Genomic DNA, 25,316 nt, shown 5'->3' on the forward strand with positions numbered 1-25,316 from the left:
TATTACCCCTGCGGCTGGTTACTCACCAGCCGCGACATTGTCTCCAGCGAATCCGTTCTTAAGATATAAAGCCGTTTTAACAACAATGGATTATCCCCCGGTTTAACTTTACCTTTCATGGTGGTCACCGCCAGATGAAACCCGGCTTCATTTGCCGCTTTAACCGCTTTATCATTAAATCCGCCAAACGGGTAAGAAAGATACAATACATGCGGATTAAATTGCGTCAGCGCCCGGCGTGAGCGTTCGAAATCAAACAGAATATTGTGCTCACTACGGCTGAGTAATATTGGTCGGCGATAGCCATCAACCCGATGTAAAAAATGGGTATGTGACTGGAAATCAAAAACATCGCTGACATCACGTAGTTCAGAAATACTCATAAACTGTAATGACTGCGGATTCCATTTTTGTGGGTGACGTTTAATACGCGAGGTAATAATAAATGCCGTCGCCTTCATACCATATTGTTTCAGAACAGGATACGCATAGCGACTTACCGATTTTAAGCCATCATCAAAAGTCAGCACAACCGCGCGAGCTGGAAGATTTATCGAATTATGCAAATATCCTTCCAGTTGATACAAGGTTAACGTGGTATATCCCCTGTCGCGCAACCAGGTCATCTGGTTATTGAATGCACGTACCGACGTTGTGGTCGAAGTATGGCGAAAACGGGTATTCTCTTCATCGCGTAAAATATGATGGTAGGTCAATACAGGAATACCATTATCCTGCTGCGCATCTAACGCACTGATATAGGCCAGACGTTCGCCAATACGAATTTGATACCAGGTTTGATTCAGGCGATCTTTCAATTTATTAATAATGGGATAACGCAAATTATCGGCCAGCACGCCAAATGGTGCGCTGCCAGCATCAGGCGCGTTGTATATCGGAGTATCTTTCCATGTAATAAGATTTTGGTTACTCAGTGGCTTATGTAAATCCCCCAGGCCATCTTCAACTTTTTGCCGCCCTTGTACCGGTTCCAGATGACCTTTATCAATATATCCCGTACCAAAACCAAAGTTGAATTCATAATAATCGGCTGCGGTTGGCATGACCGAAATAATCTGCCCGGCGCGAATGTTACCAACAGTTACCGTTTTGTCGCCAATTTTACCCCAGATAGCCGCATCCTGAGTGGTTTGCATATAACGCATGGGAAGCGCTGCGTCGGCACCAGATGAAACCAGCAGCAGTAGAAAAATAAACTTTTTAATCATGAGGAAACAACCAGGCGAGAAACAACGCCGTTAGTGTAGCAAAATCGGAATGCGATTTAATACTCGAACCAATTGTGCTTTAGCACAAAGGGGGGATTTTTTTGTTGCTGATGCCAGAGACTACTGACTTCAGGAGCCCCCAGTTCGACAATGCGATTGCGGAACTCTGCACTCGACATTGTTTCACGACAAGCAATCATCTGTTCAATTAACGGTAGCGTGATACCAGAAATCACTTCGCAACAGGAATGTTTGTGGCTTAATAAAGACGCAACGCGATAAGGCGCTGCGCCCGCGATATCCGTGAAAAAGATCACGCCATCGCCGGAATCCGTCCCATGCAGGGCATCACATAACATTCGGCTAAGCATATTGGCACTAAGACCACGCCAAAAATTCACTGCCCGGCACTGGATAAGTGCGCCATATTTTTTTTCCAGCGCATCCAGTATCTCTTGCGCCCGATCGTCGTGACAGGTAATGACCCAACCTAACATCGCTTTCCTCCTTAGCCGAAAATCAGTCTACCCTGACCATTGTTGATAAAGGGTGATAACCGTCAAAACTCCCCTCCCCCGCATCCGGAGGAGAGGAGATCAACTTAGCTACGCAAGCCGCGTCCGCGCTGAATCAGCGACCAGCAGATCAGATAAAACGCAATAATAAAGACAACCAGTACACCAAAGGTAGTGACCAGCGGCACATCATTAATGCCGAGGAAGCCGTAGCGGAAACCACTGATCATATAGACTATCGGGTTCAGGTGCGACAGCCCCTGCCAGAACGGCGGCAGTAAAGTCAGGGAGTAAAATACCCCGCCCAAATAAGTGAGTGGCGTTAACACAAAGGTCGGCACCAGGCTGATGTCATCAAACGTTTTGGCAAACACACCGTTCAGCAGTCCGGCAAGAGAGAACAACACCGCCGTGAGCACCAGCGTTAAAGCAACAAATACCCACGAATGCACCTGAAACGGCACAAAGAATAGCGAAATAGCCGTCACCAGCATGCCAACAAGCAGTCCGCGCGCCACGCCACCGCCGACATATCCGGCAATGATGACGTGTGTTGGCACCGGCGCTACCAGCAATTCTTCAATATTACGCTGGAACTTGGCACCAAAAAATGATGATGCAACGTTAGCGTAGGCATTGGTGATCACCGACATCATGATCAGCCCCGGCACGATAAACTGCATATAACTAAAGCCATGCATATCGCCAATGCGCGAACCAATCAGGTTACCAAAGATAATAAAATAAAGGGTCATGGTGATGACCGGCGGCACCAGCGTTTGTATCCAGATACGCATAAAGCGATGGATCTCTTTCGCCCAGATGCTTTTTAGCGCCACCCAGTAAAGATGCATCATGCGCGATCTCCTTGTTTTTCATTAACCAGTGAAACAAACAGCTCTTCCAGACGGTTGGCTTTGTTACGCATACTTAATACCTGCACGCCCTGCTCACTTAGCTGCGTGAATACGCTGTTAATCCCCTGCTCGCGCAACACTTCAACTTCAAGCGTAGCGGTATCCACCAGCCGATACTGGTAGCCATCGAGCTTCGGTAATGGACTTTTCGGCGCAAGATCGAGAATAAAGGTTTCCGATTTCAGCTTCGCCAATAGCGCCTTCATCGAAGTGTTCTCCACCAGTTCACCATGCTGAATAATGCCGATATTGCGACACAGCATTTCTGCTTCTTCCAGGTAGTGCGTGGTGAGAATGATCGTGGTGCCTTTGTCGTTTAAATCCTTCAAAAATCCCCACATTGAGCGGCGAAGTTCGATATCCACGCCTGCCGTTGGTTCATCCAGAATCAGCAGTTTAGGTTCATGCATTAACGCACGGGCGATCATTAAACGGCGTTTCATCCCACCAGATAACATACGCGCACGTTCGTTGCGTTTTCCCCACAAATCAAGCTGCTTAAGATACTTTTCGCTGCGGATATACGCTTCTTTGCGCTCTACACCGTAGTACCCCGCCTGATTCACCACAATTTGCTGCACGGTTTCAAACGGGTTGAAGTTAAATTCCTGCGGCACCAGTCCTAACTGGCGTTTGGCGTTCACGACATCTTTTTCAAGATCGTAGCCAAATACGCTGACCCGCCCGGAGGTTTTATTCACCAGCGAGCTAATAATACCGATGGTGGTCGATTTCCCGGCTCCGTTCGGCCCCAGAAGCGCATAAAAATCGCCGGCTTCGACCTGTAAATCTATTCCACGAAGCGCCTGAACGCCGCCTGGATAGGTTTTTTTAAGCTGTTGAAGTTCCAGTGCAATGGTCATAAATTTTTACTTACCTTACGTTCTTACACTTTATCTGTGGTTTAAATCGTCCCGGAGTTGCCCTATATTAGCCAAACGTAATTATTTGGTTACAGGTCGTTAACCTCCATGAAAGACATAGATACACTCATCAGCAATAATGCACTATGGTCAAAAATGCTGGTGGAAGAGGATCCCGGGTTTTTTGAGAAACTGGCACAAGCGCAAAAACCGCGCTTTCTATGGATTGGATGTTCCGACAGTCGCGTTCCTGCAGAACGTTTAACCGGTCTTGAGCCGGGCGAACTCTTTGTTCACCGTAATGTTGCCAACCTGGTCATTCACACCGATCTCAACTGCCTCTCCGTGGTGCAGTATGCAGTGGATGTTCTCGAAGTTGAACACATTATTATCTGTGGCCACTATGGTTGCGGTGGTGTGCAAGCCGCGGTTGAAAACCCGGAACTGGGGCTGATCAACAACTGGCTGCTGCACATCCGCGATATCTGGTTCAAACATAGCTCATTGCTTGGCGAAATGCCGCCAGAGCGCCGTCTGGATACCCTGTGCGAACTGAACGTAATGGAACAGGTATATAACCTGGGCCACTCCACCATTATGCAGTCAGCATGGAAACGCGGGCAGAAAGTGACCATCCACGGCTGGGCTTACGGCATTCACGACGGCTTGCTGCGCGATCTGGATGTTACAGCCACCAACCGCGAAACCCTGGAGCAACGTTATCGCCACGGGATTTCCAACCTCAAGCTAAAGCACATCAACCACAAATAAATTCGCCATGCCGGATGCAACACATCCGGCACATCCGCACTTACTCGTCCAGCAGCACCACTTTGCCGATATACGGCAGATGACGGTAACGCTGTGCGTAATCGATGCCGTAGCCAACCACAAACTCATCCGGAATAGAGAAACCGATAAATTCTACCGGTACGTTCACTTCACGGCGAGACGGTTTATCCAGCAGCGTACAAATCGCCAACGATTTCGGTTCGCGCAGGCTTAAGATTTCACGCACTTTCGACAGTGTATTACCCGAGTCGATGATATCTTCAACAATCAGCACATCCTTGCCGCGGATATCTTCATCCAGATCTTTGAGGATTTTCACATCACGGGTGGTGGACATGCCGCTACCGTAGCTGGAGGCGGTCATAAAATCGACTTCATGAGATACCTGAACTTCACGGCACAGGTCCGCCATAAACATAAATGAGCCACGCAGCAGGCCTACCAGCACCATATCGCTGCCGCTGTCTTTGTAACGCTCAGTAATCTGACGACCCAGTTCAGCGATACGCGCTTTAATCTCCGCTTCGGGGATCATTACTTCTACAGTATGTTTCATATCTCTAACCATATGATTTAAAAACAAATCACTTCGCACGGGCGGGTTTCAGCGCCGCAACAAAGCGCAAGACACGCAGTATACCAGCAAAACTATTCATTGGCGGAATCTGTTAATAAAGCTCAAATTGTGATGACGATCACACATGTTAAAACCTATAATTAATTGCTACTAAAATATTAATGAATTGAAATGGTGTTTCTTTATGGCAATTAACAATACCGGCTCGCGACGCTTACTCGTGTCGCTAACCGCCCTTTTTGCAGCACTCTGCGGGCTATATCTTCTCATTGGCGGAGGCTGGTTGGTCGCGATTGGCGGCTCCTGGTACTACCCCATCGCTGGTCTGGTGATGCTTGGCGTCGCCTGGATGTTGTGGCGCAGTAAACGCGCAGCACTTTGGCTGTACGCCGCTCTGCTGCTCGGCACCATGATTTGGGGCGTCTGGGAGGTCGGTTTCGATTTCTGGGCACTCACTCCGCGCAGCGATATCCTGGTCTTCTTCGGTATCTGGCTGATCCTGCCGTTTGTCTGGCATCGCCTGGTCATTCCTGCCAGCGGCGCAGTTGCCGCACTGGTGGTCGCACTGTTGATTAGCGGTGGTATCCTCACCTGGGCCGGATTTCACGATCCGCAGGAAATCAACGGCACCTTAAGCGCTGATGCCACACCTGCCGAAGCTATCTCCCCCGTTGCCGATCAGGACTGGCCTGCCTATGGCCGCAATCAGGAAGGTCAACGCTATTCACCACTGAAGCAGATTAACGCCGATAACGTCCACAAGCTGAAAGAAGCCTGGGTGTTCCGCACAGGCGATGTGAAACAGCCTAACGATCCGGGCGAAATCACCAATGAAGTGACGCCGATTAAAGTAGGCGACACGCTTTACCTGTGTACCGCTCACCAGCGTCTGTTTGCGCTCGATGCCGCCAGCGGCAAAGAGAAATGGCATTACGATCCTGAGCTGAAAACCAACGAGTCTTTCCAGCATGTAACCTGCCGTGGCGTCTCTTACCATGAAGCCAAAGCAGAAACTGCTTCGCCGGAAGTGATGGCGGATTGCCCGCGTCGTATCATTCTTCCTGTGAATGATGGTCGCCTGATTGCAATTAACGCTGAAAACGGCAAGCTGTGCGAAACCTTCGCCAATAAAGGCGTGCTCAACCTGCAAAGCAACATGCCGGATACCAAACCGGGTCTGTATGAACCGACGTCGCCGCCGATTATCACCGATAAAACCATCGTGATGGCCGGTTCAGTCACCGATAACTTCTCAACCCGCGAAACGTCTGGCGTAATCCGTGGTTTTGATGTCAACACCGGTGAACTGCTGTGGGCTTTTGATCCGGGCGCGAAAGATCCGAACGCCATCCCATCAGACGAACACACCTTTACCTTTAACTCGCCAAACTCGTGGGCACCTGCGGCCTATGATGCGAAGCTGGATCTGGTGTATCTGCCGATGGGCGTGACCACGCCCGATATCTGGGGCGGTAACCGCACACCGGAACAGGAACGTTATGCCAGCTCGATTCTGGCACTGAATGCCACCACCGGGAAACTGGCGTGGAGTTACCAGACCGTTCACCACGACCTGTGGGATATGGATCTTCCGGCACAACCAACGCTGGCGGATATCACCGTTAACGGTGAAAAAGTGCCGGTCATTTACGCTCCTGCAAAAACTGGCAACATTTTTGTACTCGATCGTCGTAATGGCGAACTGGTCGTTCCGGCTCCGGAAAAACCGGTTCCACAAGGCGCAGCGAAAGGCGATTACGTTACTCCTACCCAACCGTTCTCTGAACTCAGCTTCCGTCCGACGAAAGATTTGAGCGGTGCGGATATGTGGGGTGCCACCATGTTTGACCAACTGGTGTGCCGCGTGATGTTCCACCAAATGCGCTATGAAGGCATTTTCACCCCACCATCTGAACAGGGTACTCTGGTCTTCCCGGGTAACCTGGGAATGTTCGAATGGGGCGGGATTTCCGTTGATCCGAATCGTGAAGTGGCAATTGCCAACCCAATGGCGCTACCGTTTGTGTCGAAACTGATCCCGCGTGGCCCGGGTAACCCGATGGAACAGCCGAAAGATGCCAAAGGCACAGGTACGGAATCCGGCATTCAGCCGCAATATGGCGTGCCGTATGGCGTAACGCTCAACCCGTTCCTTTCGCCGTTTGGTCTACCGTGTAAACAGCCTGCCTGGGGATACATCTCGGCGCTGGATCTGAAAACCAATGAAGTGGTATGGAAGAAACGTATTGGTACGCCGCAGGACAGTATGCCGTTCCCGATGCCCGTTCCGGTGCCGTTCAATATGGGGATGCCAATGCTCGGCGGGCCAATCTCCACTGCGGGCAACGTGTTGTTTATTGCCGCTACGGCAGATAACTACTTGCGCGCTTACAACATGAGCAACGGTGAAAAATTGTGGCAGGGCCGTTTACCAGCAGGTGGTCAGGCAACGCCGATGACCTATGAAGTGAATGGTAAGCAATATGTGGTGATCTCCGCAGGCGGTCACGGTTCATTTGGTACGAAGATGGGCGACTATATTGTGGCTTATGCGTTACCGGATGATGTGAAGTAACCATAATGCCCGGAGAGATCCGGGCATATTCCCGAAGACGCTGTTTTTACACTGTAAACCCTAACATCATCCCCGTATCTTCATGCTCCAGCAGATGGCAGTGCGCCATATAAGCATGTTCTTTCGGTGCATCGTGATTAAACTTCACCAGCACCTCACTGACATTACCTTCCACCTTCACAGTATCTTTCCAGCCCGCGCGATGCACCGCTGGTGGTTGGCCATTTTCCGACAAGATACGGAACTGGGTGCCGTGAATATGGAACGGATGCAACATCATGTCGCCAACGCCAGAGATAACCCAACGTTCGAACTTCCCTTTCGCCGCCGCAAACATCGGCTTGTTCATATCGAAGGCCTGACCGTTGATTTTATTAGCATGGTGAAAATCGAACTTCCCGCCGTGGTTCATATGATTCATATTGCCGTGGCCCATGTGGCCCATCATCTGGCTGTGGTTCATTCCGCTCATTGCCTGATCGCCATATTTCTCCATTAACATCTGCATCCCCATCATATCGAGCATCGGATCCATAGAGAGTTGCAGTTTGCGTATCGTTAATCCGTCCAGCGAAGGTAACGCTGGCAGGCTACTCAAGGTATCCGGCAAAGCACCAGAGGCACTAATGGCAATCGGCTGAATACGCATTACCGGGTGCGGCTTGTCAAACGGTGCAATCGCCATTCCCATCTGGCTGACAGGCAGTGTCACCAGATCAAACGGTTTGTTGTCGTTAACCTCCACCAGCACTTCAAAACGCTCGCCCATCAGCACCGGAAGTTCACTCACCTTCACCGGTTCAGGCAACAGGCCACCATCGCTGGCGATCACATACAGCGGGCGATTGTCACTGGTGGCAAAATTGAGCGAGCGGGCGTTACAGCCATTGAGCAAACGCAGCCGCAACCAGCCACGCGGCGCGGCATGTTGCGGGTAAATAGCGCCGTTGGTCAGCAACGTATCGCCAAACCAGCCCACGGCGGCGGTCATCACATCGAGTTGATAATCAATCTGCCCGTCGGCGTTAAATTTTTTATCCTGAACAATCACCGGGACATCATCGATCCCCCACTGTTTTGGCAGCATTAATTTCAGGATCTCATCGTCCTCAATCACCACCAGCCCAGCCAGCCCCATCGCCACCTGACGCCCGGTTTTGCCATGTTGATGCGGGTGGAACCAGCAGGTAGCGGCAGGCTGATCGACATTCAGCGTCACTGTGCGTTTACCGCCAGGCGGAATAATTCCCTGCGGGCCGCCGTCCACTTCCCCCGGCACTTCCAGACCGTGCCAGTGCAACGTCGTCTCTTCCGCCAGTTGGTTATAGATATCAACCGTCACGGCTTTTCCACGCTGTAACTTCACCGCAGGCCCCAATAAATTGCCGTTATAGCCCCAGGTGGTCGCCGTTTTTCCAGCAAAGGTGGACTGGCCTGTGCCAATGGTCAACTGAATGCGATTACGGGCATCGGTAGCGAGCAAATCAGGGATCGGTAATGTTGGGCGTTCAGCAGCAAAAACCGCGCGGCTCCATAGTGGTAAAGCAGAAGCCACGCCCAACGCGACGGAATATTTTAAGAAATCACGACGTTGCATAGATATTTCCTTATTCTCAAGCAGGCGAAACAAAATCAAACGTTGAGCATAGTCCTTCCCCTTACGGGAAGGTCAAGCCACAGACACAACTTAATCCACAATAATGGTCGTCGCCTCGCTCGCAGTGTGCTAACGTTTATCTTCTTTAAGCCCCTGGTAGAAGCAATGAAGACGTTTTTCAGAACAGTATTATTCGGCAGCCTGATGGCTGTATGCGCAAACAGTTACGCGCTCAGCGAGTCTGAAGCCGAAGATATGGCCGATTTAACGGCAGTTTTTGTTTTTCTGAAGAACGATTGCGGTTACCAGAACTTGCCTAACGGGCAGATTCGTCGCGCACTGGTCTTTTTTGCCCAGCAAAACCAGTGGGATCTCAGCAACTACGACAACTTCGACATGAAAGCCCTCGGTGAAGATAGCTACCGCGATCTGAGCGGTATCGGCATTCCCGTCGCTAAAAAGTGTAAAGCCCTGGCCCGCGATTCCTTAAGCCTGCTTGCCTACGTAAAATAATTCCTGATACCTTTTTGTAGAAACATTGACCGTGCATCCGCGGTCAATGTTAGCTATTATGTTGCGCCCTTTTTTTACGGGTGTTAATAAAGGAGGTATCAACCCATGGCCGAAAAAAAACTGTGGCATGAAACGCTACACGACCAGTTTGGGCAGTACTTTGCTGTAGATAACGTTCTGTATCATGAAAAGACCGATCACCAGGATCTGATCATTTTTGAGAACGCCGCATTTGGTCGCGTAATGGCGCTGGATGGCGTAGTACAGACCACCGAGCGCGACGAATTTATCTATCATGAGATGATGACCCACGTTCCGCTGCTGGCTCACGGTCACGCTAAACACGTGTTAATCATTGGCGGCGGCGACGGCGCGATGTTACGTGAAGTAAGCCGACATAAAAACGTTGAGTCAATCACGATGGTGGAAATCGACGCGGGCGTAGTGTCTTTCTGCCGTCAGTATCTGCCTAACCATAACGCCGGTAGCTACGACGATCCGCGCTTTAAACTGGTGATCGACGATGGCGTCAATTTCGTGAATCAAACCAGCCAGACCTTTGATGTCATCATCTCCGACTGCACCGATCCCATCGGTCCCGGCGAAAGCCTGTTCACCTCAGCATTTTATGAAGGCTGCAAACGCTGCCTGAATCCTGGCGGTATTTTTGTCGCGCAAAACGGCGTCTGCTTTTTACAGCAGGAAGAAGCCATCGACAGCCATCGCAAACTCAGCCATTACTTCAGCGATGTTGGCTTTTATCAGGCGGCAATCCCGACCTATTACGGCGGCATCATGACCTTTGCATGGGCGACAGATAACGACGCCTTACGCCATCTCTCTACCGAAATTATTCAGGCACGTTTTCTCGCCTCTGGCCTGAAATGCCGTTATTACAACCCGGCAATCCACACGGCAGCGTTTGCCTTACCCCAGTATCTGCAAGACGCACTGGCTTCACAGGCGTCCTAAGGAGAAGATAAGAAATTGAAAAAACTGAAACTGCATGGCTTTAATAATCTGACCAAAAGTCTGAGTTTTTGTATTTACGATATCTGCTACGCCAAAACCGCCGAAGAGCGCGACGGTTATATCGCTTATATCGATGAACTCTATAATGCCAACCGTCTGACCGAAATCCTGTCAGAAACTTGTTCCATTATCGGGGCCAATATTCTTAACATCGCCCGCCAGGATTACGAACCACAAGGTGCCAGCGTCACTATTCTGGTGAGCGAAGAACCTGTCGACCCGAAACTTATCGACAAAACGGAACACCCCGGCCCGCTGCCAGAAGCCGTGGTTGCGCATCTCGATAAAAGTCATATTTGCGTACATACCTACCCGGAAAGCCATCCTGAAGGCGGTTTATGTACTTTCCGCGCCGACATAGAAGTCTCTACCTGCGGCGTGATTTCCCCGCTGAAGGCGTTGAATTACCTGATCCACCAGCTTGAATCCGATATCGTGACCATTGATTATCGCGTGCGCGGTTTTACCCGCGATATTAACGGTATGAAGCACTTTATCGACCATGAGATTAATTCGATTCAGAACTTTATGTCTGAAGATATAAAGGCGCTGTATGACATGGTGGATGTAAACGTCTATCAGGAAAATATCTTCCATACCAAGATGTTGCTTAAAGAGTTCGACCTTAAGCACTACATGTTCCACACCAAACCGGAAGATTTAACCGACAGCGAGCGCAAAGAGATTACCGCTGCGCTATGGAAAGAAATGCGCGAAATTTATTACGGGCGTAATATGCCTGCCGTTTAACAGCTCTGGCGGAGCACGAAGGCTCCGCCAGATTTACCTACTTCTGCTGTACGAAATTGCGGTACGCCGCCACCACCTGAAGAAAATCCTCAACGCCGCACAGCGACAGGCTTTCTTCGTCGTAGTAGTTCATCCCTTCTTCCATTTCGTCACCCGCAAATTCCAGTTGATTGGCGCGGATCATCACCTCCTCGCCATCCATCCACAGGGTGTATTCGTGCCCTGCCCGCTGCCAGGAACGTTCGCTACCTTTTAATGTGCGCGCGGCTTGTTCCACTTCATCAAGCAAGGCCAGGTTTTCTTTCACCTCTTCATTAAACCAGTGCCCGACCACTTCATGCCCCATGGACATGCGCACCTTTACCACTCCGGTAATATCGCGCAGAAATTCGTAATCCATAGTGTGTTCCTCTGCTCCCGGCAATGCGCCGAAATCGCATTGCGCCATTGATGTAATTATCGCAGCCTTACCAGAGAAAAACAGCGGAACGACGATGGTTTAGAGATAAAAATAGTGAAAAAAGCGTTCCAGCCACCATGGCCAGAATTTTTGTCATTTTCGACAAACATCTTCTTACCAGGGAAGAAGACAATCCAGTGCTACTCTGCGCACAAAACATAGATTAATAAAGAGGGTGAATTGTTTTATAATCAAAAATCCACCAGTCATCCGTAATCTTGCCATTATCATAAAGTTGAAGATCGCTACTTCCCTCTGCGTCGGTGGTTGTTATCACATCAGCATTTCGCTTCCAGTGTGATATAGGAGATTCAGTGCTCATGGTTAAAAGGTTTTCTTTCATCGGCTCACACTGTGCGCATCCCCTGACATTACCGTCCTCATAAAAACCCACTAATCCACCATTTGCGACAAACAAATATTGTTATTTTGCTGTCGCGGCAAAAGCGTTGCCGCATAGTAGAAAAAAGATAATTATAATAAACGCTTTTTTCATTCACTTTATCTCCATTAAGTGAAAAACTTCACCCTGTAATAACCAGCAGAAAACCAAATAAGATAAACACTATCAATATCTTATTTCGCCTATCAGAATTGAAATCGATTGATTTTTTAGCGAACATATTCATTTAAAACATAAAAATATAATTCACTAAAATGATAACGACATTATTATGATAATCGCTCTCTTACATGCAGGGAAACACTATCATTAAGGAAAAGAGTGCGGGTTCTGAGAATTAACGTTATTGAGTTGCCCGTCAGATATTCCGGCAAAAAAAAGCCACTCCCCAAAAGAAGTGGCTCAGATTGCTGACAAAGTGCGCTTTGTTCTTGCCGGATGCGGCGTAAACGCCTTATCCGGCCTACAAAATAGTGCAAATTCAATAAATTGCAGAAACGTTGTAGGCCTGATAAGCGCAGCGCATCAGGCAATGTTGCGTTTATCATCAGTCTTAGCCACTTCCCAAAAGAAGTGGCTTTTCACAACAGGCTACTACCTTAAACCGCAGTCTAGAAAATCACCCCATCCGCTTTTTCGGTGTACTGAGAAAGCTGGTTGAAGTTCAGATAACGGTAAGTATCAACGGCTGTTTTATCTACCTGCGCAACGTAGGTCTGGTACTCTTCCGGCGTTGGCAGTTTGCCAAGAAGCGCTGCAACGGCTGCCAGTTCCGCAGAAGCCAGGAAGACGTTCGCGCCAGTACCCAGACGGTTCGGGAAGTTACGGGTAGAGGTGGAAACCACCGTCGCGCCGTCCGCCACACGCGCCTGGTTACCCATGCACAGTGAACAGCCCGGGATCTCGATACGCGCGCCGCTCTTACCGAAGACGCTGTAGTAGCCTTCTTCTGTCAGTTGCGCGGCGTCCATCCGGGTTGGCGGTGCTACCCACAGGCGGGTCGGCAACTGGCCTTTATGCGCATCCAGCAGTTTACCTGCTGCACGGAAGTGACCGATGTTGGTCATGCAAGAACCGATAAACACTTCGTCGATCTTCTCGCCCTGAACCGCTGACAGCGGACGTGCGTCATCCGGATCGTTCGGTGCACAGAGGATTGGCTCTTTGATATCGGCCAGATCGATGTCGATCACTGCCGCGTATTCGGCATCAGCATCGGCTTCCAGCAGCTCAGGATCCGCCAACCATTTTTCCATGCCCTGAATACGACGTTCCAGGGTACGACGATCGCCGTAACCTTCCGCGATCATCCACTTCAGCAGGACAATGTTGGAGTTCAGGTATTCGATGATCGGCTCTTTATTCAGCTTGATGGTACAGCCCGCCGCGGAACGTTCAGCGGAAGCATCGGTCAACTCAAATGCCTGCTCAACTTTCAGATCCGGCAGGCCTTCAATTTCCAGAATGCGACCAGAGAAGATGTTTTTCTTACCTTTCTTCTCAACGGTCAGCAGACCTTGCTTGATTGCGTACAGCGGGATCGCGTGTACCAGATCGCGCAGGGTGATGCCCGGCTGCATTTTGCCTTTAAAACGCACCAGAACGGATTCCGGCATATCCAGCGGCATGACGCCAGTCGCCGCAGCAAACGCGACCAGACCAGAACCTGCCGGGAAGGAGATACCGATCGGGAAACGCGTATGGGAGTCACCACCGGTGCCCACGGTATCCGGCAGCAGCATACGGTTCAACCAGGAGTGGATTACGCCATCACCTGGGCGCAGCGACACACCGCCACGGTTCATAATGAAGTCAGGCAGCGTATGGTGCGTGTTAACGTCAACCGGCTTCGGATACGCCGCTGTATGACAGAAAGACTGCATCACCAGGTCAGCCGAGAAGCCCAGGCACGCCAGGTCTTTCAGTTCATCACGGGTCATTGGGCCGGTAGTGTCCTGAGAGCCGACAGACGTCATTTTCGGTTCGCAGTAAGCGCCCGGACGAATGCCTTTCACGCCACAGGCGCGACCCACCATTTTCTGTGCCAGCGAGAAGCCACGATCGCTTTCAGCGACATCTTTCGCCTGACGGAACACATCGCTCTGCGGCAGACCGAGCGCTTCACGCGCTTTGGTGGTCAGACCGCGACCGATAATCAGCGGAATACGACCGCCCGCCCGCACTTCATCAATCAGTACGTCGGTTTTTAGTTCAAAGGTCGCCAGCAGTTCACCGGTTTCGTGGTTACGCACTTCACCTTTGTACGGGTAAACGTCAATCACGTCGCCCATATTCAGGTTGGAAACGTCCACTTCAATTGGCAGCGCACCGGCATCTTCCATTGTGTTAAAGAAGATTGGCGCAATTTTGCCGCCGAGACACAGACCGCCGCCGCGTTTGTTCGGCACATGTGGAATATCGTCGCCCATAAACCACAGTACAGAGTTAGTGGCGGATTTACGCGAAGACCCCGTACCCACAACGTCACCCACATAAGCCAGCGGGAAACCTTTCTGTTGCAGGGCTTCGATCTGCTTGATCGGGCCAACAACACCGGGTTGATCTGGCTCGATCCCTTCGCGGGCGTTTTTCAGCATCGCCAGCGCGTGCAGCGGGATATCCGGGCGTGACCACGCATCCGGTGCCGGAGAGAGGTCATCAGTGTTGGTTTCGCCGGTGACCTTGAAGACGGTAACGGTCAGTTTTTCAGCCAGTGCCGGGCGATTCAGGAACCATTCAGCATCCGCCCAGGACTGCATAACCTGCTTCGCGTATTTGTTACCTGCTTTGGCTTTCTCTTCTACGTCATAGAAGTTATCGAACATCAGCAGCGTGTGGGACAGTGCTTTAGCAGCGATCGGTGCCAGTTTGGCATCGTCCAGCGCGTCGATCAGCGGATGAATGTTGTAACCACCCTGCATGGTGCCCAGCAGTTCAATGGCTTTTTCCGGAGTCAGCAGCGGAGATTTGGCTTCACCTTTTGCGACGGCGGCCAGGAAGCCTGCTTTTACATAGGCTGCTTCATCGACGCCAGGGGGAACACGGTTGGTTAACAGATCTAACAGGAATTCTTCTTCGCCCGCGGGCGGGTTTTTCAGCAGCTCTACGAGCGCGGCCATTTGGTTTGCATCCAGGGGTTTGGGCGCAATCCCCTCAGCGGCACGCTCAGCTACGTGCTTACGGTATTCTTCTAGCACGACGGTTCTCCTCGCTCTCATTGTCATAGTGCGGCAGGCGATTCTCTTCACGCTCCTGTGAGACAGCAGTTTGTAGGGTAAATGCCCAGTACCGCAACGGGCAGAATAGCAGGATTTTGACGATGTGTTAATCTGTTTACAAAAAAGCAACATAAAAAAGTGGCTGAATCGTTAAGGATAGTCTAGAGATTGTTTCCCTCCGAAAAACCTGTTAATTCGCATTGTGATAATCATCCTTCTCAACAAATCCCAACATTAGTCAAAATTTAAACTACCGCCTCTTTATACTCGTGCCTACAGCACCTGCGGGTGGCAGTTCGTCGACCATTGCGATTTCCTTGAGATCAGGACTATGAAAATTACTTTGCCGTTTAAACCCCATGTGCTGGCGCTAATTTGCAGCGCCGGGCTATGTGCCGCTTCCGGTACGTTGTATGTGAAAAGTCGCACGGTGGAAGCCCCCGTAGTAGCGCAATCAACACAACAGTCTGCGCCTGACGTCGCTGCGGTTACGCTTCCTGCAACAGTTTCCATGCCCCCGGTAACGCCTGCCGTCGTCAAATCTGCCTTCAGTACTGCGCAAATCGATCAATGGCTCGCACCTGTCGCGCTGTACCCCGATGCACTGCTTTCGCAAGTGCTGATGGCATCGACCTATCCGGCAAATGTCGCCCAGGCCGTGCAGTGGTCGCACGATAACCCGCTCAAACAAGGCGATGCGGCTATTCAGGCAGTATCCGGTCAGCCGTGGGATGCCAGCGTCAAATCACTGGTGGCTTTTCCGCAATTGATGGCGTTGATGGGTGAAAACCCGCAGTGGGTACAAAATCTTGGCGATGCGTTTCTGGCGCAGCCGCAGGATGTGATGGACTCGGTACAACGTTTGCGGCAACTGGCGCAACAAACCGGGTCACTGAAGTCATCAACTGAACAGAAAGTTATTACGACCACGAAGCAAGCCGTACCGCTAAAACAGACTGTCACGGCTCCTGTCACACAATACAATACCGTTTCAACATCCAGCCCCGTCGTCGCAGAACCTGCGCCGACCGTAATAACCATTGAGCCAGCCAATCCGGATGTAGTTTATATTCCCAACTACAACCCAACCGTGGTTTACGGGAACTGGGCCAATACCGCGTATCCGCCGGTTTACCTGCCGCCACCAGCCGGAGAACCGTTTGTTGACAGCTTCGTGCGCGGATTCGGCTACAGCATGGGCGTTGCCACCACATACGCGTTATTCAGCAGCATCGACTGGGATGACGACGATCATGACCACCATCACCACGACAACGATGATTATCATCACCACGACGGTGGTCATCGTGACGGCAACGGCTGGCAACACAACGGCGACAACATCAACATCGACGTCAACAATTTCAACCGTATCACCGGTGAGCATCTTACGGATAAGAATATGGCATGGCGGCACAATCCGAATTACCGCGATGGTGTGCCTTATCATGATCAGGATATGACTAAGCGATTTCATCAAACCGATGTCAAAAGCGGTATGAGCGCCACACAACTACCCGCACCGTCGCGCGACAACCAGCGCCAGGCGGCTGCAAGTCAGTTTCAGCAACGAACACATGCTGCACCAGTCACTACGCGCGACACCCAACGTCAGGCTGCGGCACAGCGGTTTAATGAGGCGGAACACGATGGGAGTTATGACGACTTCCGCGAGTTCAGCCGTCACCAGCCACTGACCCGGCAGCAAAAGGACACCGCTCGCCAGCGTTATCAATCGGCCTCTCCTGAGCAGCGCCAGGCAGTCCGCGAGAAAATGCAAACCAGCCCGCAGAATCAGCAGCGAAGAGAGACGGCACGTCAGCATATTCAGTCCACTACTCCCGAACAGCGCCAGGTATTTAAAGAAAAAGTACAGCAGCGCCCGCAGAACCAACAACAGCGTGATAACGCCCGCCAGCGTATTCAATCGGCATCACCAGAACAGCGGCAGGTCGCACGCGCGAGAATTCAGGAGAGTCACCCGCAGCGTTTAAACGACAATAACCGTCCGGCCAGACTGAATAACGAACAACGGTCAGCGGTACGCGAACGGTTGTCTGAGCGTGGAGCAAGGAGACTGGAAAGGTAAATTGCAGGCATAAAAAAAGCGGCGCTGTTAACCGCTTAAGACTAATGACAAACATCGAATTGCCCGATGCGCAAGCTTATCGGGCCTACACGGAACCTGCAATATATTGAATTTGCATGATTTTGTAGGCCGAATAAGGCGTTTACGCCGCATCCGGCGTAAACAACCAGCACTTTGCCAACAATCTGAAGCGTCAGAATAGCCGCTTCTTAATTTACCGGATGCCCCGGCACAAGAAAAATTACTTCTTCTTCGCTTTCGGGTTCGGCAGGTCGGTAATGCTACCTTCGAACACTTCTGCCGCCAGGCCCACAGACTCGTGCAGAGTCGGGTGCGCGTGGATGGTCAGCGCGATGTCTTCAGCGTCGCAACCCATTTCGATTGCCAGACCGATTTCACCCAACAGCTCGCCGCCGTTAGTACCGACAATCGCACCACCGATCACACGATGAGACTCTTTGTCGAAAATCAGCTTGGTCATACCGTCCGCACAGTCAGAAGCGATCGCACGACCAGAAGCAGCCCACGGGAAGGTGGCAGTTTCGTAGCTGATGCCTTTCTCTTTCGCTTCTTTCTCGGTCAAACCCACCCATGCAACTTCTGGTTCGGTATAGGCAATAGACGGAATAACTTTCGGATCGAAGTAGTGTTTTTTACCGGCGATAACTTCAGCGGCAACGTGACCTTCGTGAACACCTTTGTGTGCCAGCATCGGCTGACCGACGATATCACCGATAGCAAAGATGTGTGGTACGTTGGTACGCAGTTGTTTGTCAACGCGGATGAAGCCACGGTCGTCCACTTCCACGCCTGCTTTGCCTGCGTCGAGGTTTTTACCGTTCGGCACACGACCAATCGCCACCAGCACGGCGTCGTAACGCTGCGGTTCAGCCGGTGCTTTTTTGCCTTCCATCGTCACGTAGATACCGTCTTCTTTTGCTTCAACGGCAGTGACTTTGGTTTCCAGCATCAGGTTGAATTTCTTGCTGATACGCTTGGTGAAGACTTTAACGATGTCTTTATCTGCTGCCGGGATAACCTGGTCGAACATTTCAACCACGTCAATCTGTGAACCCAGCGCGTGGTATACCGTCCCCATTTCCAGACCGATGATACCGCCACCCATAACCAGCAGGCGTTCTGGCACTTCTTTCAATTCCAGAGCGTCAGTGGAGTCCCAGATACGCGGATCTTCATGCGGAATAAACGGCAGTTGGATCGGGCGAGAACCCGCCGCGATGATCGCATTGTCGAAGTTGATCACAGTCTTACCGTTCTCACCTTCAACTTCCAGGGTGTTCGCCCCGGTGAATTTACCCAGACCGTTGACCACTTTCACTTTACGGCCTTTCGCCATACCAGCCAGACCGCCGGTCAGTTGAGTGATAACTTTCTCTTTCCAGGTACGAATCTTGTCGATATCGGTTTTCGGCTCACCGAAAACGATACCGTGTTCAGCCAGTGCTTTGGCTTCTTCGATAACTTTTGCTACGTGCAGCAGTGCTTTAGAAGGGATACAGCCGACGTTCAGGCAAACACCGCCGAGGGTGTTGTAGCGTTCTACGATTACGGTTTCCAGACCTAAATCAGCGCAGCGGAAGGCAGCGGAGTAACCTGCGGGGCCTGCCCCAAGTACCACGACCTGAGTTTTGATTTCAGTACTCATCATGACCTCTATATATTTATCTCCGGCGGGTCTGACGTTTTTTTTATGACGCCCATTATCCACCGGGTCGTTCTATCCGTCGGTATTTTACAAAATTGTTAACAATTTTTAAACAACAAACGGCAACCGATTTGTCTATTACCTGATAACCTCAATATATTCATAAGATTACCAGAAAAAAGCCGGCCGTTGGGCCGGCTCTTTTATTTACATCACCAGACGGCGAATGTCAGACAGCGTGTTGTTAATGATGGTAATGAAACGCGCACCATCAGCACCGTCGATCACGCGGTGGTCAAAGGAGAGAGAAATCGGCAGCATCAGACGCGGCACGAACTCTTTACCATTCCACACAGGTTCCATCGCGGACTTGGAAACGCCGAGGATAGCCACTTCCGGTGCGTTCACAATCGGCGCGAAGTGGGTAGTACCCAGGCCGCCGATACTGGAGATGGTGAAGCAACCACCCTGCATTTCGCCCGCAGTCAGCTTACCGTCACGCGCTTTCTTGGAAATGGTCATCAGCTCGCGAGACAGCTCGATGATGCCTTTCTTGTTGACGTCTTTGAATACCGGAACAACCAGGCCGTTCGGAGTATCCACCGCCACACCGATGTTGATGTATTTCTTCAGGGTCAGACGCTGACCGTCTTCCGACAGCGAACTGTTGAAGCGAGGCATCTGCTCAAGTGCCGCAGCAACGGCTTTCATGATGAAGACAACCGGGGTGATCTTCACATCCAGCTTACGTTTCGCAGCTTCTTCGTTCTGCTGTTTACGGAACGCTTCCAGCTCGGTGATATCGGTTTTGTCGAAGTGGGTAACGTGCGGGATCATCACCCAGTTACGGCTCAGGTTAGCACCAGAGATTTTCTGAATGCGCCCCAGTTCCACTTCTTCGATTTCACCAAACTTGCTGAAGTCCACCTTCGGCCACGGCAACATGCCTGGGATACCGCCGCCAGTCGCTGCCGGAGCCGCTTCTGCACGTTTGATGGCTTCTTTCACATAAGCCTGAACGTCTTCGCGCAGGATACGTCCTTTACGGCCAGTGCCCTTCACTTTCGCCAGGTTAACGCCGAACTCGCGAGCCAGACGGCGGATCAGCGGAGTCGCGTGAACATAAGCGTCGTTTTCAGCAAATTCAGATTTGCCTTCCGCTTTTGCAGCCGGTGCTGCTGCCGGAGCTTCAGCTTTTGCAGCCGGAGACGGAGCTGCCGCTTCCTGTTTCGCCGGAGCTGCCGCAGGCGCTGCGCCTTCAACTTCGAAGATCATAATCAGCGAGCCAGTTTTCACTTTGTCGCCAACATTCACTTTCAGTTCTTTCACCACGCCCGCGAACGGAGCCGGAACTTCCATAGAAGCTTTGTCGCCTTCTACGGTGATCAGTGACTGCTCAGCGGTAACTTTGTCGCCCACTTTCACCATCACTTCGGTCACTTCAACTTCGTCACCGCCGATATCCGGAACGTTAACTTCTTTCACGCCAGTCGCTGCCGCAGGTGCCGGAGCCGCTTCCTGTTTTGCCGCCGGAGCCGGAGCTGCCGCGCTGGCTGCCCCCGCAACTTCGAAGACCATAATCAGTGAGCCGGTAGACACTTTGTCGCCAACGTTCACTTTGATCTCTTTCACGATGCCCGCAAACGGAGCCGGAACTTCCATAGAAGCCTTGTCGCCTTCTACGGTGATCAGCGACTGTTCAGCTTCAACTTTGTCGCCCACTTTCACCAGGATTTCGGTCACTTCAACTTCGTCGCTGCCGATATCCGGAACGTTAACGTCTTTTGCCGCCGCAGCCGCTGGTGCTGCTGCCGGAGCTGCTTCTTTCTTCTCTTCTGCCTGAGCAGGTGCAGCGTCTGCTGCACCGTCGGCGGAATCGAAAATCATAATCAGTGCGCCGGTCTGGGTTTTATCGCCAACAGAGACTTTGATCTCTTTAACGATACCCGCCTGCGGAGACGGAACTTCCATAGAGGCTTTGTCGCCTTCTACGGTGATCAGCGACTGTTCGGCTTCAACTTTGTCGCCCACTTTGACCAGGATCTCGGTGATTTCAACTTCATCAGCCCCGATGTCCGGTACTTTGATTTCGATAGCCATTATTCTTTTACCTCTTACGCCAGACGCGGGTTAACTTTATCTGCATCGATGTTGAATTTGGCGATTGCGTCAGCAACCACTTTCTTATCGATTTCGCCACGTTTAGCCAGTTCGCCCAGCGCCGCAACCACGACATAAGAAGCATCAACTTCAAAGTGGTGACGCAGGTTCTCACGGCTGTCGGAACGACCGAAGCCATCAGTACCCAGTACGCGGTAGTCGTCAGCCGGTACGTAAGTACGGACCTGCTCAGCGAACAGTTTCATATAGTCGGTAGATGCCACTGCCGGAGCGTCGTTCATCACCTGAGCGATGTACGGAACGCGCGGAGTTTCCAGCGGATGCAGCATGTTCCAGCGTTCACAATCCTGACCATCACGCGCCAGTTCGGTGAAGGAGGTCACGCTATAAACGTCAGAACCTACGCCGTAATCTTTCGCCAGGATCTGTGCTGCTTCACGGACGTGACGCAGGATAGAACCGGAGCCCAGCAGTTGAACTTTACCTTTGCTACCTTCAATGGTTTCGAGTTTGTAGATACCTTTACGGATACCTTCCTCAGCACCTTCCGGCATTGCCGGCATGTGGTAGTTTTCGTTCAGCGTGGTGATGTAGTAGTAAACGTTCTCTTGTTTTTCACCGTACATACGCTCCAGACCATCATGCATGATGACAGCAACTTCGTAAGCGTAAGCCGGGTCGTAAGAGATACAGTTCGGGATAGTCAGCGACTGAATGTGGCTGTGACCATCTTCGTGCTGCAGACCTTCGCCGTTCAGGGTGGTACGACCGGAAGTACCGCCGATCAGGAAGCCACGCGCCTGCTGGTCGCCAGCCGCCCAGCACAGATCGCCAATACGCTGGAATCCGAACATCGAGTAATAGATGTAGAACGGAATCATCGGCAGATTGTTGGTGCTGTAAGAGGTCGCCGCAGCCAGCCAGGAACAACCTGCGCCCAGCTCGTTGATCCCTTCCTGCAGAATCTGACCTTTCTCGTCTTCTTTATAGTACGCAACCTGCTCGCGATCCTGCGGGGTGTACTGCTGACCGTTCGGGCTGTAGATACCAATCTGACGGAACAGACCTTCCATACCGAAAGTACGCGCTTCGTCAGCGATGATCGGCACAAGTCGGTCTTTGATCGACTTGTTCTTCAGCATCACGTTCAGGGCACGAACGAAAGCGATAGTGGTGGAGATCTCTTTGCTCTGTTCTTCCAGCAGCGCACCGAAGTCTTGCAGGCTCGGCAGCTCCAGCTTCTCGGTAAAGTTCGGCTGGCGGCTTGGCAGATAACCGTGCAGTTTCTGACGCTGAGCGTGCAGATAGGTATGCTCTTCAGAACCTTCCGGGAAGGTGATGTACGGCAGTTTTTCGATATCTGCATCAGACACCGGCACATTGAAACGGTCGCGGATATGGCGCACGCCGTCCATGTTCATTTTCTTAACCTGGTGCGCAATGTTTTTACCTTCAGCCGCATCGCCCATGCCGTAACCTTTAATGGTATGAGCAAGGATTACTGTCGCTTTGCCTTTGGTTTCCTGCGCTTTCTTGAATGCAGCGTAGATTTTCTTCGGATCGTGACCGCCACGGTTCAATGCCCAGATCTGCTCGTCAGTCCAGTCTGCAACCAGCGCTGCGGTTTCCGGATATTTACCGAAGAAGTGTTCACGAACGTACGCACCATCTTTCGATTTGAAGGTCTGGTAGTCGCCGTCAACGGTTTCGTTCATCAGTTGGATCAGTTTACCGCTGGTATCTTTACGCAGCAGCTCATCCCAACGGCTACCCCACATCACTTTGATCACGTTCCAGCCAGCACCTTCGAAGATGCCTTCCAGTTCGTTGATGATCTTGCCGTTACCGGTGACCGGGCCGTCAAGACGCTGCAGGTTACAGTTGATAACGAAGACCAGGTTATCCAGTTTTTCACGGGTAGCGATGGTGATCGCACCTTTGGATTCTGGTTCGTCCATCTCGCCGTCACCAAGGAATGCGTAAACGGTCTGTTTAGAGGTATCTTTCAGGCCACGGTGTTCCAGATATTTCAGGAACTTCGCCTGGTAGATAGCACCGATTGGCCCCAGCCCCATAGATACGGTCGGGAACTGCCAGAATTCCGGCATCAGTTTCGGGTGCGGGTAGGAAGAGAGGCCATTACCGTGGACTTCCTGACGGAAATTATCCAGTTGCTCCTGAGTCAGACGACCTTCCAGGAAAGCTCGTGCGTAAACGCCCGGGGAGATGTGCCCCTGGAAGTAAACCAGGTCGCCGCCATCCTGCTCGTTGCGTGCACGGAAGAAGTGGTTAAAACACACATCATAAATGGTTGCGGAAGACTGGAAAGACGCCATGTGGCCGCCCAGTTCCAGATCTTTTTTGGATGCACGCAGAACCGTCATGATGGCGTTCCAGCGGATAGCTGAACGAATACGGCGTTCCAGTTCCAGATTACCCGGATACTCCGGCTGTTCTTCAACGGGGATGGTGTTGATGTAGTTGCTGACGCCGGTGTCTGCGGCTACGTTGACTCCGCCTTTGCGGGCTTCAGCAAGCAGTTGGTCGATCAGATACTGAGCACGCTCAACACCTTCTTCACGGATGACCGATTCGATCGCCTGGAGCCAGTCGCGAGTTTCGATCGGATCCACGTCATTTGGGAAACGTTCTGACATGGGTTATTCCTTATCTATCTAATAACGTTGAGTTTTCTGGAACCTGTCCCATTGAACTCTCGCTGGAAAGCTCAATAAGACAGGTTCTACGTTTAGTTGCTGCGCTTTTATATGCGCTTGATTTACAACATCTTCTGGCTAATTTTCACCAGAAAAATCACTAATTCTTTCGTTGCTCCAGACGGCGCAGAGAACGTTCACGGCGGCTCTCCTCACGGCTTCTGTCGAGCAAGATTTCTTCGATAAAGGCCAGATGGCGATGCGATGCTTCGCGCGCTTCTTCTGGCTTACCGGCCATAATTGCTTCGAATATGCGAGTGCGGTGACTACTCACCAGCGGCAGCATCTCTCGACGCGAATAGAGCAATTCGAAGTTTTGACGGACATTCTGGGCCAACATCGGCTCCATACACCTTAGCAGATGAAGCAAAACCACATTGTGGGCCGCTTCGGTGACGGCAATCTGATACTGGAGTACGGCGTTTGATTCCGCGTCCAGATCGCCAGACTGCTGCGCCAGCTCTATGGCGTGGTGGAGTTCACGAATGCGTTCCTTGTCTTCATCGGTACTACGCAACGCGGCGTAATAGGCGGCTATGCCTTCCAGGGCGTGTCGTGTTTCGAGCAAGTCGTATTGTGATTCAGGATGGTCGGAGAGCAGCTCCACCAGCGGATCGCTGAAGCTTTGCCAGAGGCTGCTCTGGACAAAAGTGCCGCCACCCTGGCGACGAAGCAACAAGCCCTTCGCTTCGAGACGTTGAATCGCCTCACGCAAGGAGGGACGGGAGACGTCGAACTGTTTCGCCAGTTCGCGTTCCGGTGGGAGTTTTTCACCAGGGCGAAGGGTGCCCTCGAGGATCAAAAACTCCAGTTGCTGCTCAATCACATCGGAGAGTTTTGGTTGGCGGATTTTGCTGTAGGCCATGAGTTCCTGTCTTAAGCCACTTGCCGAAGTCAATTGGTCTTACCAATTTCATGTCTGTGACGCTAAAGTAACAAAGTATTCACCTTATGTCTATACAGGTTTTGATTGAAATCATGAAACTGTGCACATTTTAACAACTTGACATATATAGCGTTTCAAAATTGTAACTATGCACAAATGTAGGTTTTACGTGAGCAAGGTTTTTTTTAACGATTATTAAACTATAAAAATCCGAATTGAACCGATTCACTTACCAATTTTTCGATTTTTAATTCAATAAAAATGAATTTATATTCTTTGTTATGGGTGGGATTGTTTGAGACTGGTCTTTACAAATGGTTTCTTTTTAGACAACCCATCTTCAACCATGCATAAAGCGGGTGCATTCGCTGCCGCATACCATTATTCTTGATCTGA

At 51.2% G+C, this 25,316-nt stretch carries 18 protein-coding genes; 6 read left to right on the plus strand and 12 right to left on the minus strand.

Annotated elements, in window-relative coordinates; genetic code table 11:
• Window positions 1-2: 2 nt before the first annotated feature.
• The 4 genes from BEA93_RS11220 to BEA93_RS11235 all read right to left on the minus strand — a co-directional run bounded on the left by BEA93_RS11220 (window position 3) and on the right by BEA93_RS11235 (window position 3,524).
• Window positions 3-1,229 carry a polysaccharide deacetylase family protein gene (locus tag BEA93_RS11220; protein WP_105224686.1) on the minus strand — a complete coding sequence of 409 codons (1,227 nt, stop codon included), beginning with the start codon at window positions 1,227-1,229 and terminating at the stop codon, window positions 3-5.
• A gap of 56 nt (window positions 1,230-1,285) precedes the next feature.
• A complete protein-coding gene (locus tag BEA93_RS11225) occupies window positions 1,286-1,726 on the minus strand; it encodes a PTS sugar transporter subunit IIA (RefSeq protein WP_000901999.1) in 441 nt (146 codons plus the stop codon).
• A 104-nt stretch (window positions 1,727-1,830) separates the two neighbouring features.
• Window positions 1,831-2,601, minus strand: a complete 771-nt coding sequence (locus BEA93_RS11230; protein WP_000972195.1) for an ABC transporter permease — start codon at window positions 2,599-2,601, stop codon at window positions 1,831-1,833.
• Window positions 2,598-3,524, minus strand: coding sequence for an ABC transporter ATP-binding protein (locus BEA93_RS11235; protein ID WP_000150640.1), 927 nt, complete (start codon window positions 3,522-3,524; stop codon window positions 2,598-2,600). Before BEA93_RS11235 ends, BEA93_RS11230 begins: the two co-directional genes overlap by 4 nt.
• A 108-nt stretch (window positions 3,525-3,632) precedes the next feature.
• Here BEA93_RS11235 and can point away from each other — a divergent pair, with 108 nt between their 5' ends.
• Window positions 3,633-4,295, plus strand: coding sequence for a carbonate dehydratase (gene can / locus BEA93_RS11240; RefSeq protein ID WP_000651596.1), 663 nt, complete (start codon window positions 3,633-3,635; stop codon window positions 4,293-4,295).
• 40 nt (window positions 4,296-4,335) lie between these two features.
• Here can and hpt read toward each other — a convergent pair whose 3' ends face one another.
• The gene (gene hpt / locus BEA93_RS11245) at window positions 4,336-4,872 is read right to left on the minus strand and encodes a hypoxanthine phosphoribosyltransferase (protein WP_000683336.1); all 537 of its coding nucleotides are present in this window, start codon (window positions 4,870-4,872) and stop codon (window positions 4,336-4,338) included.
• A gap of 205 nt (window positions 4,873-5,077) precedes the next feature.
• Here hpt and gcd point away from each other — a divergent pair, with 205 nt between their 5' ends.
• Window positions 5,078-7,468: a quinoprotein glucose dehydrogenase gene (gene gcd, locus BEA93_RS11250; RefSeq protein WP_001517753.1), complete on the plus strand. Its 2,391-nt coding sequence runs from the start codon at window positions 5,078-5,080 to the stop codon at window positions 7,466-7,468.
• Window positions 7,469-7,514: 46 nt separating this feature from the next.
• On the opposite strand, the gene cueO is transcribed toward gcd, so the two are convergent.
• Window positions 7,515-9,065 carry a multicopper oxidase CueO gene (gene cueO / locus BEA93_RS11255; protein WP_061091010.1) on the minus strand — a complete coding sequence of 517 codons (1,551 nt, stop codon included), beginning with the start codon at window positions 9,063-9,065 and terminating at the stop codon, window positions 7,515-7,517.
• 165 nt (window positions 9,066-9,230) lie between these two features.
• On the opposite strand from cueO, the gene BEA93_RS11260 reads away from it, so the two are divergent.
• The 3 genes from BEA93_RS11260 (at window position 9,231) to speD (ending at window position 11,360) form a co-directional block, all read left to right on the plus strand.
• Complete coding sequence (locus BEA93_RS11260) at window positions 9,231-9,578, plus strand: YacC family pilotin-like protein (protein ID WP_000846616.1); 348 nt, start codon at window positions 9,231-9,233, stop codon at window positions 9,576-9,578.
• A 105-nt stretch (window positions 9,579-9,683) separates the two neighbouring features.
• A complete protein-coding gene (gene speE / locus BEA93_RS11265) occupies window positions 9,684-10,550 on the plus strand; it encodes a polyamine aminopropyltransferase (protein WP_000818362.1) in 867 nt (288 codons plus the stop codon).
• 15 nt (window positions 10,551-10,565) lie between these two features.
• Complete coding sequence (gene speD, locus BEA93_RS11270) at window positions 10,566-11,360, plus strand: adenosylmethionine decarboxylase (RefSeq protein WP_000734282.1); 795 nt, start codon at window positions 10,566-10,568, stop codon at window positions 11,358-11,360.
• Between the two features lie 37 nt (window positions 11,361-11,397).
• Here the strand turns inward: speD and yacL are convergent, their stop codons facing one another.
• Both yacL and acnB read right to left on the minus strand, forming a co-directional pair.
• Window positions 11,398-11,760, minus strand: coding sequence for a protein YacL (gene yacL / locus BEA93_RS11275; RefSeq protein ID WP_001517750.1), 363 nt, complete (start codon window positions 11,758-11,760; stop codon window positions 11,398-11,400).
• Window positions 11,761-12,834: 1,074 nt separating this feature from the next.
• Window positions 12,835-15,420 (minus strand): bifunctional aconitate hydratase 2/2-methylisocitrate dehydratase, encoded by a 2,586-nt coding sequence (gene acnB / locus BEA93_RS11290; protein ID WP_105224684.1) that lies wholly within the window; start codon window positions 15,418-15,420, stop codon window positions 12,835-12,837.
• Between the two features lie 352 nt (window positions 15,421-15,772).
• Here acnB and BEA93_RS11300 point away from each other — a divergent pair, with 352 nt between their 5' ends.
• On the plus strand, window positions 15,773-17,530 hold the full coding sequence (locus tag BEA93_RS11300; RefSeq protein WP_105224683.1) for a DUF3300 domain-containing protein: 1,758 nt from the start codon (window positions 15,773-15,775) through the stop codon (window positions 17,528-17,530).
• Between the two features lie 241 nt (window positions 17,531-17,771).
• Here BEA93_RS11300 and lpdA read toward each other — a convergent pair whose 3' ends face one another.
• The 4 genes from lpdA to pdhR form a co-directional block, all read right to left on the minus strand.
• A complete protein-coding gene (lpdA, locus tag BEA93_RS11305) occupies window positions 17,772-19,196 on the minus strand; it encodes a dihydrolipoyl dehydrogenase (RefSeq protein WP_000102487.1) in 1,425 nt (474 codons plus the stop codon).
• Window positions 19,197-19,403: 207 nt separating this feature from the next.
• Window positions 19,404-21,296: a pyruvate dehydrogenase complex dihydrolipoyllysine-residue acetyltransferase gene (gene aceF / locus BEA93_RS11310; protein WP_105224682.1), complete on the minus strand. Its 1,893-nt coding sequence runs from the start codon at window positions 21,294-21,296 to the stop codon at window positions 19,404-19,406.
• A gap of 14 nt (window positions 21,297-21,310) precedes the next feature.
• Window positions 21,311-23,974, minus strand: a complete 2,664-nt coding sequence (aceE, locus tag BEA93_RS11315; RefSeq protein ID WP_105224681.1) for a pyruvate dehydrogenase (acetyl-transferring), homodimeric type — start codon at window positions 23,972-23,974, stop codon at window positions 21,311-21,313.
• A 160-nt stretch (window positions 23,975-24,134) separates the two neighbouring features.
• Complete coding sequence (gene pdhR / locus BEA93_RS11325) at window positions 24,135-24,899, minus strand: pyruvate dehydrogenase complex transcriptional repressor PdhR (RefSeq protein WP_000331776.1); 765 nt, start codon at window positions 24,897-24,899, stop codon at window positions 24,135-24,137.
• Between the last annotated feature and the right edge of the window lie 417 nt (window positions 24,900-25,316).

The sequence above is a fragment of the Escherichia sp. MOD1-EC5950 genome (assembly GCF_002965345.1).
Classification (GTDB): Bacteria; Pseudomonadota; Gammaproteobacteria; order Enterobacterales; family Enterobacteriaceae; genus Escherichia; species Escherichia marmotae.